Genomic DNA, 14,149 nt, shown 5'->3' with positions numbered 1-14,149 from the left:
GACGGCGGGGTGGGTGCGCGGGCATGCGTACGAGCGCCGGGCGGTGCCCCGCGGGCGCGCGGGCGGCGGCCGGTTCAGCGCAGCGCGCTGCCGGCCCGCCAGGCCGCCCAGGGCATGTTCCAGCCGCCCAGGCCGTTGTCGGGGGCGACGGTGCGGTCCGGGGAGTTGCGGACCTCCACGGTGTCGCCGACGATCGAGTTCCGGTAGAGCCAGCCGGCCGGGGTGTCCGGGCCGCCGCCCCGGACGTCCGGCAGCCCGACGCAGCCGTGACTGGTGTTCAGACCGCCGAAGACCGCCCGCGGCGCCCAGTAGTTGCCGTGCAGGAAGGTCCCGGATCGGGTCAGCCGCATGGCGTGCGGCACGTCCGGGATGTCGTACTCGGCGCCGAAGCCGACGGTGTCGCCGTCCATCCGGGTCACCGCGTGCCGCTCCAGGATCACCATCGTCCCGTTGTAGGTGGGGTTCGCGGTGTTGCCCGCGGTGACCGGCAGGGTGGCCACCACCTTGCCGTCCCGGCGGACGGTCAGCGTGTGCCGGGCGGCGTCGACGGTGCTGACCTGGTCGCGGCCCACCTGGTAGTGGAGGGTCTTGAGCTGGATGCCGTAGGAGCCCGGCCCGGTGCGGACCTCGCGCAGCCGCAGGTGGACGGTGAGGCGGGTGCCCGGCCGCCAGCGGCTCCGGGGCCGGAAGTCCAGCCTCCGGTGGCCGAACCAGTGGGCGGCGATCTCGACGGCGGGCCGGGCCCCGACGGTCACCGCGCGCTCGACGGCCGCGCGGTCGAGGACCGGGCGGTTGAAGACCAGCGAGAAGATCAGGCCGGTGCCGACGGTGGCGCCGCTCTCCGGCGAGTAGAAGCCGATGACGCGGTGCGGCGGCGCGAAGGTGTTGAAGACGGTGTGGCGGGTGGTGCGGCGGCCGGCGCCGTCCACCGCGACCGCGTCGACGGTGTACCGGGAGGCGAGTTCGAGGGAGTCGGAGAGCGGCCGCCAGATCGTGCCGTCCCGGGAGATGCGGCCGGCGACCGGCTGCCGGCCGCTGCCGCCGGTGCGGTTGACCTCCACCCGCTCCAGCCGGCCCTCCGGGACCCGGACCTCCAGCCGGCCGTTGGCCCGGACGCCGCGGGCGCCGTCGCCGGGGACGATCCGGATCGCCTCCTCGGGGGTCGGCGGTGCGCCGCCCAGGAGGTCCCGTTCGGCGCAGCCGACCAGCGCCGCCGCGCTGGTGAGCACGCCCAGCAGCGCGCGGACGGCGCGACGCGGGCGGCGCGTCCGGGGCGCGCGGCGGGCCGCCGGGCCGTCCCCTGGTGCGCGGCCCGTGGTGCGGCCGCTGGTGTCGCCCCCTGGTCGAAGATGCTGATGGCCGGTCATATCCCGGATTGTGACGGATAATTCGCAAGTTGGACGGTATGTCGCGAAGAGGAATGTCAAGGCGCCGCCCGGCCGGCCGGGCCCGCGGTGGCGGGAAACGTGAGGCAACGCCCGGTTGCGGGCAGAAGAACGGTGAACCATCGTGCACCGCGGGCGGCGGCCCCACGCCCGGCCGGGACGCCGTGCCCGGGCGCCGCCGCCCGGCCCAGGGCCTGCCCGGTGACGCAGGCCCCAGCCCCGAGCCGCAGGAGGCCGGCACGTGTCCAGCGCACCCGAGCAGGAGGCGGTGGCGGACGAACCGCTCGCCCCGCCCGCGGACGTCCGCCCCGGCAGCCCGACGCCCCTGGGGGCCCGCTACCGCACCGGGGCGGACGGTGCCGCCGGCACCAACTTCGCCCTGTGGGCGGGCGGCGCCGAGGCCGTCGACGTGTGCCTGTTCGACGACGAGGGGCAGGAGACCCGCTGCTCCCTCACCGAGCTGACCCATGAGATCTGGCACGGCTTCCTGCCCGGCGTCCGCCCCGGCCAGCGCTACGGCTACCGGGTGCACGGCCGCTGGGACCCCTGGACCGGCGCCCGCTGGAACCCCGCGAAGCTGCTGCTCGACCCGTACGCCCGGGCCGTGGACGGCGACTTCGGCACGCGGACGGAGCAGGGGCCCACCGGACCCGCGCTGCCCGCCCAGCTCTACGGGCACGTCCGGGACTGGCCCGACCAGCAGGTCGCCGACACCGTGCGGGACGACCGCGACTCGGCGCCGTACGTCCCCAAGGGGGTGGTGGTCGGCGACGGGGAAGAGGGGGCGGACGGGGAGGACGAGTGGCGGGACGACCGGCGGCCGAAGACGCCGTGGCCGGATTCCGTCCTCTACGAGCTGCACGTCCGGGGGTTCACCATGCGCCACCCGGGCATCCCGGAGCGCCTGCGGGGCACCTACGCCGGGCTGGCCCACCCGGCGGCGCTGGCGCATCTGACCCGGCTGGGGGTGACCGCGGTCGAACTGCTCCCGGTGCACCAGTTCGCGCACGAGGACCACCTGGTGCGCCGGGGCCTGCGCAACTACTGGGGCTACAACTCCATCGGCTATTTCGCGCCGCACGCCGGCTACGCCGCCACCGGGACCCGAGGCCAGCAGGTCGGCGAGTTCCGGCGGATGGTCCGGGCGCTGCACGACGCGGGCATCGAGGTGATCCTCGACGTCGTCTACAACCACACGGCGGAGGCCGGTGAACGGGGCCCGACCCTCTCGCTGCGCGGCATCGACAACCGCGGCTACTACCGCCTCCAGGAGGACTCCCGCCGCTACGCCGACTACACGGGCTGCGGCAACACCCTGCACGTCGTCCGACCGCACGTCCTGCGGCTGATCACCGACTCGCTGCGCTACTGGGTCACCGAGATGGGCGTGGACGGCTTCCGCTTCGACCTGGCGGCCGCGCTGGCCCGCTCCATGCACGACGTGGACATGCTCTCGCCGTTCCTGGCGGTGATCGCCCAGGACCCGGTGCTGCGCCGGGTCAAGCTGATCGCCGAGCCGTGGGACGTCGGCTCGGGCGGCTACCAGGTCGGTGCCTTCCCGCCGCTGTGGACGGAGTGGAACGACCGCTACCGCGACACCGTCCGGGACTTCTGGCGCGGCGCCACCCACGATGTCCGGGACCTGGGCTACCGGCTCTCCGGGTCCAGCGACCTCTACGCCTGGGGCGGCCGCCGCCCGTACGCCTCGGTCAACTTCGTCACCGCGCACGACGGCTTCACCCTGCGCGACCTGGTCAGTCACGAGCACAAGCACAACGAGGCCAACGGCGAGGACAACCGCGACGGCACCCACGACAACCGGTCCTGGAACTGCGGCGCCGAGGGTGCGACCGACGACCCGGAGGTCGCCGCGCTGCGCCGCCGCCAGCTCCGCAACCTGCTGGCCACCCTGCTGCTGTCCACCGGCGTGCCGATGCTGGTGGCCGGCGACGAGATGGGCCGCACCCAGGGCGGCAACAACAACGCCTACTGCCAGGACAACCCCACCGGCTGGGTCGACTGGTCGCTGCTGGCGGATCCGCACTGGCGCGCGCTGGCCGGCCTCACCGCCCGCCTGATCGCGCTGCGCCGGGCCCATCCGGTGCTGCGCCGCCGGGCGTTCTTCTCCGGGCGTCCGCAGCGCCGCGGCGGCCTGCGGGACCTGGCGTGGTTCCGGCCGGACGGCACGGAGATGACCGAACAGGACTGGTACGCCCCCGGCGCCACCCTGGCCATGTACCTCTCCGGCAACGACATCCCGCAGCGCGACGCCCGCGGGATCCGGGTCACCGACGACAGCTTCCTCGCGGTCCTGCACGCCGGCGCCGACCCCCTGACGCTGGTGCTGCCCGGCCTGCCCTGGGCGGGCGGGTACGAGCTCCTCGTGGACACCTCGGCGGAGCCGCCGCCGGACGGGACGGCCGAACCGCCCCCGGAGGGCGTGCCGTTGGCCGCCGGCTCCGAACTCACCGTGCCGGCACGGACGGTGCTGCTGTTCCGGGCGGTGCCGGGGTGAGCCGGGGTGACGCGGGGGTTACGGCCGCCGGGAGGGTGCGCGCCAACTGACCGTCTCCCGCGGCCGCTTCGGGCGAGGGCAGATACCGGCCCGCCCCCGCCCCGTTCCGGACGGCTCGGCGAAAACCGCATGAGCGTTGTCAGTGGTGCGCCGTACGCTCGCGGGTGATGGCCACGATCACGCGTTCGACGCCGCCGGGCGAGCGGACCGGAGCGGTACGGCGCTCCGCGGTCCGCTCGCTGCTCCGCCTGTGGCCGTTCGTCCGCCCGGTGCGGGCGCGGCTGTTCACGGCCGCCGGCGTGGCCGTGGTGGCGTCCTGCCTGTCGGTGGTCCTGCCGCTGGTGCTCAAGTGGCTGGTGGACGGCCCGGTGGCGCACGGGGACACCGCCGGGGTGTGGCGGGGCGGCGGGTATCTGCTGCTGCTCGGGCTCGCCGAGGCGCTGCTGTTCGGGCTGCGCCGGTGGCTGGTGGCACGGCCGACGGCCGCCGTGGAGGCCGCGATGCGGGACGCGCTGTACCACCATGTGCAGCGGCTCCCGGTCTCCTTCCACGACCGCTGGTCCTCCGGCCAGCTGCTCTCCCGGGCCACCACCGACCTCCAACTGCTGCGCCTGTTCCTGGTCTTCCCGCTGACGTTCCTCCTGGTCAACGGCGCGACGATCGTGGTGGGCGGGGTGCTTCTGCTGGCCCAGGAATGGTCCCTGGGGCTGCTGCTGACGGCGCCGGTGCTGCCGCTCGCGGCGGTGTGCTCGCTCTTCCAGGCCCGCTACGGGCAGGCCGCGCGCCTGGCCCAGGACCAGATCGGCGATCTGACCACGGTCGTCGAGGAGTCGGTGCTCGGCATCAGGATCGTCAAGGGGTTCGGGCGGCACCGCAGCCAGGCCCGCGCGTTCCGAGAGCTGGCCCGCGCGGTGCGCGCCACCGAGCTGCGCAAGGCCCGGCTGCTGGCCGCCGTCTGGGGCGTCAACTCCCTCCTCCCGGAGGTGGCGTGGGGCGCCGCGCTGGTGCTCGGCACGCTCCAGGTGGCCGACGGCCGGCTGTCCGCCGGCACCCTCGTCGCGTTCCTGTCGACGGCGCTGGCGCTGCGCTGGCCGGTGGAGTCGATCGGCTTCCTGCTGGCGATGAGCAGCGCGGCGGCGGCCGCCGCCGACCGGTGTTTCGAGGTGCTGGACGAGCCGGCCGTCGAGGAGGCCGCTCCGGGCCCGCCCGGAGCGGCCTCGGAGGGCGGGCGGGCCCGCGGCGGACTGGTCTTCGAGGGGGTGGAGTTCCGGTATCCCGACGCGGCGCCGGGCGCCCCGCCGGCCCTCCGGGGCGTCGATCTGCACGTCCGGCCCGGGGAGACGATGGCGCTGGTCGGGGCGACCGGCAGCGGCAAGACCACCCTCACGGCACTGGTGCCGCGGCTGTACGACCCGACCGCGGGCCGGATCCTCCTGGACGGCCGGGATCTGGCCGGACTCGGCCGGGCGGAGGCCCGGGCGCTGGTGGCGGTGGCCTTCGAGGAGCCGACCCTGTTCTCGGCCTCGGTGGCGGAGAACGTCCTGATGGGCGCGGCGGACGGCCCGGAGGCGGAGCGGGCCGCGGATCTGCGGCGGGCGCTGCGGGTGGCGCAGGCCGAGGAGTTCGTGGCGGCCCTGCCGCGGGGCGCCTCCACGGGGGTCGGCGAGCAGGGGATGAGCCTGTCGGGCGGGCAGCGGCAGCGGCTGGCGCTGGCCCGCGCGGTGGCCGGCCGGCCGCGCTTCCTGATCCTCGACGACCCGCTCTCCGCCCTCGACGTGCACACCGAGGCCCGGGTGGAGGCGGCGCTGCGGGAGGTGCTGGCGACCACCACCGCACTGGTCGTCGCCCACCGCCCGTCCACGGTGCTGCTGGCCGACCGGGTGGCGCTGCTGTCCGGTGGCCGGATCGCCGCCGTCGGCACCCATCACCAACTGCTGCGGGAGAACGCCGAGTACGCGGCGCTGATGTCCGGCGGCCCGGAGCACGGCGGCACCGGGCGGCCCGAGGGGGAGGACGGGCGATGACGACTACGGAGACCGGCCGGCCGGCCGACGGCCCGGGCCGCGGCGGCCCCGGCGGCACCGGCCGCCGCACCGGACGGGCCGCCGCCGACGCCCCAGGGCGCCCGCGGGACGACGCCCCCGAGGGCACCCCCGACGGCGGCCCCGCCGATCCCCCCGGCGGCCTCCCCGACGGCCCGCCGGACGCCTTCGAGTCCGATCTGCTGCCCACCCCGAAGGGTGCCTCGCGCACCCTGCTGCGTTCGCTGCTGGCCCCGCACCGCGGTCGGGTGGCCGCCGCCACCGGTGCGCTGCTGCTCCAGCAGGCCGCCGCCCAGGCCGGCCCGCTGCTGGTGGCCTACGCCCTGGACGGCGTGGTGCCGGCGCTGCGCGCGGGCGCGCACGGCCCGCTGGTCGTCCTGGCGGTGGCGGCCGTGCTGTGCGCGGTGGCCGCCGGCGGCCTCCAGTGGGCCTTCGTCCGGCTCTCCGCCCGGGCCGGCCAGGACGTGCTGCTGGATCTGCGGGCCCGGATCTTCCGCCACTCCCAGGCGCTCGGCCTGGATTTCCACGAGCGCTACACCTCCGGCCGGCTGATATCCCGCGCCACCACGGATGTGGAGGCGCTGCGCGAACTCCTGGAGGAGGGCCTCCAGGAGCTGGTCACGGTCGTCCTCTCGACGCTCTACATCACCGTGCTGCTGCTCTGGCTGGACGTGGGCCTGGGCGCCGCGGCGCTGCTGTCCGCGGTGCCGCTGGCGCTCCTGGTCCGGTCCTTCCGGCGCCGCTCGCAGCGGGCGTACCGCGCCAAGTCCACCGCGACCGCGGCGGTGATCGTGCGGTTCGCCGAGACCCTGAACGGCATCCGCCCGGTGCTGGCGTTCCGCCGCGAGGCGGCCAACGACGCGGCGTTCGCCGGGCTGAACTCCCGGCACCGCCGGTTCAACGGCGACGCGATCCTGGAGATGGCCCGCTATGTCGTCGGCTCCCGCGCGACGGCCAACGCCGCGACCGCCGCGATCGTCCTGTGGGGCGCCTACCGTGTCGCCACCGGCACCCTCGCCCTCGGCGTGCTGGCCGCCGCGGCCCTGTATCTGCGGCGGTTGTACGACCCCATCGACCGGCTGGGCGTGTTCCTGAACACCTACGAGTCCGCCGCCGCCTCGCTGGAGAAGATCGCCGGGCTGCTGGCCCAGCGCCCGTCGGTCGCCGAGCCGGCCGTGCCGCGGGCGCTGCCGCCCGCCGCCCCCGGCCGGCCCGGCCGCGCGGTGGCCTTCCGCGGCGTCCGCTTCGGGTACCGCACGGGCGGCGAGGTGCTGCCCCGCTTCGACCTGACGCTGGCGGCCGGCACCACGGTCGCGGTGGTCGGTGCCACCGGCGCCGGCAAGTCCACCCTGGCCCGGCTGCTCGCCAGGTTCCACGACCCCACGGAGGGCCGGGTGCTGCTGGACGGCGTGGATCTGCGCGAGCTGTCCGGCGCCGAGCTGCGGCGCGCGGTGGTGATGGTCACCCAGGAGGCGTTCCTGTTCTCCGGGACGGTCGCCGACAACATCGCGCTGGGCCGTCCGGAGGCCGGCCGTGCGGACATCGAGCGGGCCGCGCGGGCGATCGGCGCCCACGACTTCATAGCCGCCCTCCCGGACGGCTACGACACCGACGTCCGCAAGCGCGGCGGCCGGCTCTCCGCGGGCCAGCGCCAACTAGTCGGCTTCGCCCGGGCGTTGCTGGCCGATCCGGCGGTGCTGATCCTCGACGAGGCGACCAGCTCGCTGGACATACCGGGCGAGCGGGCGGTGCAGCGGGCCATGGGCGCGGTGCTGCGCGGCCGTACGGCGCTGGTGATCGCGCACCGGCTGTCGACGGTGGAGTCCGCCGACCGGGTGCTGGTGATGGCCGGCGGCCGGATCGTCGAGGACGGTTCCCCGGCCGCACTGACCGCCGGCGGCGGGCGCTACGCGGCGCTGCACCGCGCCTGGCGGGAGAGCCTGGCCTGAGCAGCGGACGCCGCCCCGCGCTCCGAGCGTCCCACCAGCACCACATCCACATGCAGGGCGGCCCCGCTCGCATCTGGAACGGCCGGGCCCGATGGCCCCCGGTCCGTGCCGTCGGCCTACCGGCCGGTCACCAACGGGCCCTACCCGTTCACTGGTTGGCGAACTTCCGGCTCATGGTCTCGAAGACCTGCTGCGCCTCGGGGCCCAGGTGCGGGCCGGCCAGCCAGCCGGAACTGCCCTTGGGGCCGATGGAGGTGTTGGACACCAGGGTCAGCTTGCCGCCGCGGTTGACGAACCAGCCGCCGCCGGACGAACCGGGGGACATCGTGCAGCCGATGCGGTCCATCGCGGGCGTCCCCTGCGCCACGGTGTAACTGACCGGCCGGTCCAGGCAGCCCATCATCCGCGCACCGTCGTACGGCGCGGCGGACGGGTAGCCGAACGCCTGCAGCGAGCCGAAGCCCTGGCCCGTGGGGGCGTTGAACCAGACCTGGGCGGCGGCGCCGACGGTCTCCTGGAGGGACTTGCCGCCGCCGTTCTCCGGCTTGACGTGCAGTACGGCGAAGTCGTACGGCCAGCCGGCGTCGCTGTCCTCGCCCTGGTTGATCCACTCATTGGAGGTGACGACCCAGTCGGCCCAGAACTTGCCGTACGGCGTGATCTGCTGGGACGGCGTGCGGCCGACCTGGCTCATCGGCACGCCGTTGTCGTTGTACGACGGGACGAAGATGGTGTTGCGCATCCAGCCGCCCCGCTTGCCGGAGTGGACGCAGTGGCCCGCGGTCCAGACGAGGTTGGACTTCCCGGGGTGCGCCGGATCCTCGACGATCGTGCCGGAGCAGACCATCGCGCCCTCGGGGCTGTCGAAGAAGATCTTCCCGACCGGGGCCATGTTGCGGTGGTACGGCTGGGCGACCTCCCGGGCGTTCACCGGCCGCGGCACCGGGTTGCCGGCGCCGTTCCCACTGCCCAGTGCGGCGTCCCGCAAGCCGACGTCCGGCGCGGCCTTGGCCTGGGCCAGCCGCTGCTGCCCCCAGTGGCCCTTGATGATCGGGTTGGTGAAATCCTGCGCCTTGCGCGCCCACTTGTCCCAGTTCTTCCAGCCGCCGTCCTTCCACTTCTTCAGGTCGTCGAGGCTGGTCGGCAGGGAGCCGGGGAGGTGCGAGCCGCCGGTGGCGGACGAACCGCCGGACGCCGCCGACGCCCTGCTGTCGCTGGGGCCGCAGGCGGTGGCGGTGAACGCGAGCAGCGCGGCCGTCGCGACGGCGGCCGCCGCGGAACGGCGCGTCCGGCGAGGCCGGGACGCGGTCGGCGTCGACGGTACGGAAGGTATGGGCGACTTGGGCGGCATGGAGCGGTTCCCCCTAGATGCGTACGTACCGGCGCCGGCTGTGCTTGCGCGCGCCGCGAATGACATGCCCCTGCCGGGGCCGCCCTCTACTATGCCGAACCGGCACGTCGGCCGGGCGACCGGGCCCCCGGGCCCCACCGCCTCCGGGGCGCCGCACCCGTCAGGGAGGCTCCGTGTCCTCCGAGCGGTCCACGCCCCCGCACGGACGCCGTACAAGCGGGCGCGCGGCACCGTTCCGTCGAGGCCCGCCACCTGATTGCCCTCGGGATCACACCGCCCGACCGTCCGGCTTCCGGACGCAGAATTCGCCCAACGGACGTTTTCCGGCCAATTAGTTGAACGGCACCTGACAGCCACTCGCCGGTGGTGGCACTCTTCCCGGCAACCGCCACCCGGACCCCCACAGCACCGCAGCACCGCTCCGGGCGGCCGTGGCCACCGCACCACCGGCTCGTCGATCCCCCCACACGCTCCACGAGTTCTGCCTCGCTCTGCCCGGACGGCCGCCCAGCCGCCCGGTCCCCCCTTGGCCGCTGCGCTCGTGCGCGGCCCCGCAGAAGGAGTCAGTGTGAGACGCACCCCCCATGGCCCCACCAGACCCACCCCGCAGCGGCGCGCCGTGGCGACCGGCGCGCTGGTCGCGGTCACCGCGCTGCTGGCCGTCGGCGTCCAGGCCGGTACCGGCGCGGCCGCCAGCCCGCAGGGCACCCCCGCCGCCCGCCCGGGCCCGCACGTGGCACCGCTCGCCGGTGCGCTGCCGGCCAAGCTCAGCCCGTCCCAGCGGGCCGAGCTGATACGCGAGGCGAACGCCACCACCGCCGCCACCGCCCGCCAACTGCACCTCGGCGCCAAGGAGAAGCTGGTCGTCAAGGACGTCGAGCGGGACGCCGACGGCACCACGCACACCCGCTACGACCGCACCTACGAGGGGCTGCCGGTGCTCGGCGGCGACCTCGTCGTGCACACCGCCAAGGGCGGCGCCGTCAAGGGCACCACCAAGGCCACCAGGTCCGCACTCGCGCTCGCCTCCACCACGGCCAAGGTCGCCCCGGCCGCCGCCGCGGCCAAGGCGGTCTCCGCGGCCAAGTCCCTCGGCTCGGCCCGGACCGCGGCCGACCGGGCCCCGCGCAAGGTGGTCTGGGCCGCCGACGGCACCCCGCGGCTGGCCTGGGAGACGGTGGTCGGCGGCCTCCAGGACGACGGCACGCCCAACCAGTTGCACGTCATCACCGACGCCACCACCGGTGCGCGGATCTTCCAGTACCAGGGCATCGAGACCGGCATCGGCAACAGCCAGTACAGCGGCAAGGTCACCATCGGGACGTCCGGCTCGGCACCGAACTTCACGATGACCGACACCACCCGCGGCAACCACAAGACGTACAACCTCAACCACGGCTCGTCCGGCACCGGTTCGCTGTTCACCGACGCCGACGACACGTGGGGCGACGGCACCACGAACAACCCGCAGACCGCCGGCGTGGACGCCGCCTACGGCGCCCAGGAGACCTGGGACTACTACAAGAACGTGCACGGCCGCACCGGCATCAAGGGCGACGGCGTCGGCGCCTACTCCCGCGTGCACTACGGCAACGGCTACGTCAACGCCTTCTGGGACGACGGCTGCTTCTGCATGACGTACGGCGACGGCCAGAACGACAGCAGGCCGCTGACCGCGCTCGACGTCGCGGGCCACGAGATGTCCCACGGTGTCACCGCGGCCACCGCGGGCCTGGAGTACAGCGGCGAGTCCGGCGGCCTCAACGAGGGCACCTCCGACATCTTCGGCACCGCCGTGGAGTTCTACGCCAACAACCCCAGCGACCCCGGCGACTACCTCATCGGCGAGAAGATCGACATCAACGGTGACGGCACCCCGCTGCGCTACATGGACAAGCCCTCCAAGGACGGCTCCTCGGCCGACTACTGGTCGAGCGACGTCGGCAACCTCGACGTGCACTACTCCTCCGGCGTCGCCAACCACTTCTTCTACCTGCTGTCCGAGGGCAGCGGCGCGAAGGACATCAACGGCGTCCACTACGACAGCCCCACCTACGACAACCTGCCGGTGCCGGGCATCGGCCGGACCAACGCCGAGAAGGTGTGGTTCAAGGCGCTCAGCCAGTACATGAACGCCAACACCGACTACGCCGGCGCCCGCACCGCCACCCTCCAGGCCGCCGCGGACCTCTTCGGCCAGGGCAGCGCCACGTACAACACGGTCGCCAACACCTGGGCGGCGGTGAACGTCGGCTCCCGCGTGGGCGACGGCGGCGACAGCGTCTACGAGAACAACACCAAGGTCGCGATCCCGGACGCCGGGGCCGCGATCACCTCGCCGATCACCGTCAGCCGCAGCGGCAAGGCCCCCAGCGGACTGAAGGTGACGGTGGACATCACCCACTCCTACCGCGGTGACCTGGTCATCGACCTGGTGGCCCCGGACGGCACCGCGTACCGGCTGAAGAACTCCAACTCGGGCGACTCGGCGGCCGATGTCAAGGCGACCTACACCGTCAACGCCTCGGCGAAGGCGGCCGGCGGCACCTGGAAGCTGCGGGTCCGGGACGTCTACGCCGGCGACTCCGGCACCCTCAACGGCTGGAAGCTGACGTTCTGACAGGATCGGGTCATCCGCGCTTCACCGTGATGTGAGACAGCGGATCCCCCGCCGGACGATTCCGGCGGATCACCGCAACCACGCCACCGCACAACCGAGTTGGGCGTCGTCCCCGGATCCCCGGGGGCGGCGCCCCGCTCCGTTATCCGGACATCATGCACCCCTGTACGGACGATTTCCGGCCAACCTCCGATCAGGCTCCTGACATGCACGCGGTCAACTGGCAGTCTTCCCGACGCATGTCACACCCGCATCGCTTTGCACCCCCACCACTTGGCAAAGTTGAAGGAGCACGCGTGACCCCCCACATATCCCGCAAGACCCGTGTGACCGGTGCCACCGCAGCCGCGGCGGCCCTGCTCGTCGCCGGCATCACCGCGGCCGGCACGGCCGGCGCCTCGCCCGCCCCCACCGCCGCCCCCCACGGCGGCGCGCCGCTCGCGCTCAGCACCTCGCACCGCGCGGAGCTGCTGCACGACGCCACCGCGGCCACCGCGCAGACCGCCCGGGCGCTGGGCCTCGGCACCCAGGAGAAGCTGGTCGTCAAGGACGTCATCAAGGACTCGGACGGCACCACGCACACCCGCTACGACCGCACCTACGCCGGCCTCCCGGTGCTCGGCGGCGACCTCGTCGTGCACACCGCCAAGGGCGGCGCCGTCAAGGGCGTCACCAAGGCGGCCAAGGCCGAGGTCAAGGTCGCCTCGACCACCGCGAAGATCGCCCCGAAGGCCGCCGCGCTGGCCGCCGAGTCGACCGCCACGAAGACCATCGGCGCCAAGAAGGTCGACGCACCCGCGCCCCGCAAGGTGATCTGGGCCGCCAAGGGCACCCCGGTGCTGGCGTACGAGACCGTGGTCGGCGGCGTCCAGAAGGACGGCACGCCCAACGAGCTGCACGTCATCACCGACGCCAACACCGGCAAGAAGCTCTTCCAGTTCCAGGGCATCGAGACCGGCGTCGGCAACAGCATGTACGCCGGCAAGGTCGACGTCGCGTCCAAGAAGGGCGGCAGCGGCTACGAGCTGACCGACGACTCCCGCGGCGGCCACCAGACGTTCGACCTGAGCGGCAGCGAGAGCGGCAACGGCAAGCTCTTCACCAACTCCACCGACACGTGGGGCGACGGCAAGCCCAGCAACGCGCAGACCGCCGCCGTCGACGCCGCCTACGGCGCCCAGGAGACCTGGGACTACTACAAGAACGTGCACGGCCGCAGCGGCATCAAGGGCGACGGCAAGGGCGCCACGTCCCGCGTGCACTACGGCAAGGACTACGTCAACGCCTTCTGGGACGACAGCTGCTTCTGCATGACCTACGGCGACGGCCAGGGCAACAACAAGCCGCTGACCGCGCTCGACGTCGCGGGCCACGAGATGTCGCACGGCGTCACCTCGGCCACCGCCGGCCTGGAGTACAGCGGCGAGTCCGGCGGCCTCAACGAGGCCACCTCGGACATCTTCGGCGCCTCCGTGGCGTTCTACGCCAAGAACCCCGCCGAGCCGGGCAGCTACTTCATCGGCAAGAAGATCGACATCAACGGTGACGGCAAGCCGCTGCGCTACATGGACAAGCCCTCCAAGGACGGCCAGTCCCTGGACAACTGGAGCGCGGACGCCGGCAACGTGGACGTCCACTACTCCTCCGGCATCGCCAACCACTTCTTCTACCTGCTGTCCGAGGGCAGCGGCCCGAAGGACGCGAACGGCGACCACTACGACAGCCCGACGGCGGACGGCTCCAAGGTCACCGGCATCGGCCGCGACAAGGCCGAGAAGATCTGGTTCAAGGCGCTGACCACGTACATGACCTCGACCACCGACTACAAGGCGGCCCGCGAGGCGACCGTCAAGGCGGCCACCGACCTCTACGGCAAGGACGGCGCCGAGGTCAAGGGCGTCGAGTCGGCCTGGGCCGGCGTGAACGTCAAGTAACGCTCCGTCAAATCACATGCCGTCGCGGCCGGTTGGCCGCAGCGGCGACCGGCGTGGCCGGGGGTATCCCCGGCCACGCCGCTCTGTTTCCGGCCACGGCACGGCGTCCGCCCGGCCCGTACCGGCCGGTCCGTCGATATGGCCGATTCCGCCCCCTCAGGCGCTCTTGTCCGCGCCCCCCGCGCGGCGAGAGGCTGCGGTGGTGCGCCGACGGGCCCCGGCGCGGCAACGGACTTCCGCACACCGCAACTCCGCTGTGTTCACACCGAGTTGAGGAGGCGAACGCCGACCGTGTCAGCACCGAGCCGCGACCGCCCGCCAGGGCGGCGGCCCCTGCCCAGCACAGCGCGCGG

The 14,149-nt window shown here is 73.8% G+C and carries 7 protein-coding genes; 5 read left to right on the top strand and 2 right to left on the bottom strand.

Going from position 1 to position 14,149, the window contains the following annotated elements; translation table 11 throughout:
• Positions 1 to 74: 74 nt before the first annotated feature.
• Positions 75 to 1,367, bottom strand: coding sequence for an Ig-like domain-containing protein (locus K2224_RS13160; protein ID WP_221906741.1), 1,293 nt, complete (start codon positions 1,365 to 1,367; stop codon positions 75 to 77).
• Between the two features lie 259 nt (positions 1,368 to 1,626).
• On the opposite strand from K2224_RS13160, the gene glgX reads away from it, so the two are divergent.
• The 3 genes from glgX (at position 1,627) to K2224_RS13145 (ending at position 7,891) form a co-directional block, all read left to right on the top strand.
• A complete protein-coding gene (gene glgX, locus K2224_RS13155) occupies positions 1,627 to 3,900 on the top strand; it encodes a glycogen debranching protein GlgX (protein ID WP_221906740.1) in 2,274 nt (757 codons plus the stop codon).
• 167 nt (positions 3,901 to 4,067) lie between these two features.
• Positions 4,068 to 5,924 (top strand): ABC transporter ATP-binding protein, encoded by a 1,857-nt coding sequence (locus K2224_RS13150; protein ID WP_221906739.1) that lies wholly within the window; start codon positions 4,068 to 4,070, stop codon positions 5,922 to 5,924.
• Entirely contained in the window at positions 5,921 to 7,891 is a 1,971-nt protein-coding gene (locus K2224_RS13145) for an ABC transporter ATP-binding protein (protein WP_221906738.1), read from the top strand. The genes K2224_RS13150 and K2224_RS13145 overlap by 4 nt, the downstream gene beginning before the upstream one ends.
• Before the next feature lie 148 nt (positions 7,892 to 8,039).
• On the opposite strand, the gene K2224_RS13140 is transcribed toward K2224_RS13145, so the two are convergent.
• On the bottom strand, positions 8,040 to 9,242 hold the full coding sequence (locus tag K2224_RS13140; protein ID WP_221906737.1) for a serine protease: 1,203 nt from the start codon (positions 9,240 to 9,242) through the stop codon (positions 8,040 to 8,042).
• Between the two features lie 568 nt (positions 9,243 to 9,810).
• Between K2224_RS13140 and K2224_RS13135 the strand changes: the two genes are divergently transcribed.
• A complete protein-coding gene (locus K2224_RS13135) occupies positions 9,811 to 11,862 on the top strand; it encodes a M4 family metallopeptidase (RefSeq protein ID WP_260692573.1) in 2,052 nt (683 codons plus the stop codon).
• A gap of 296 nt (positions 11,863 to 12,158) precedes the next feature.
• Positions 12,159 to 13,796, top strand: coding sequence for a M4 family metallopeptidase (locus K2224_RS13130; RefSeq protein ID WP_221906736.1), 1,638 nt, complete (start codon positions 12,159 to 12,161; stop codon positions 13,794 to 13,796).
• The last annotated feature ends 353 nt before the right edge of the window (positions 13,797 to 14,149 follow it).

Origin of the sequence: Streptomyces sp. BHT-5-2, from assembly GCF_019774615.1 — a bacterium.
Taxonomy (GTDB): domain Bacteria; phylum Actinomycetota; class Actinomycetes; order Streptomycetales; family Streptomycetaceae; genus Streptomyces.
The sequence above is the reverse complement of the archived record's forward strand: the minus strand, read 5'-3'. Positions and strand labels throughout refer to the sequence as shown.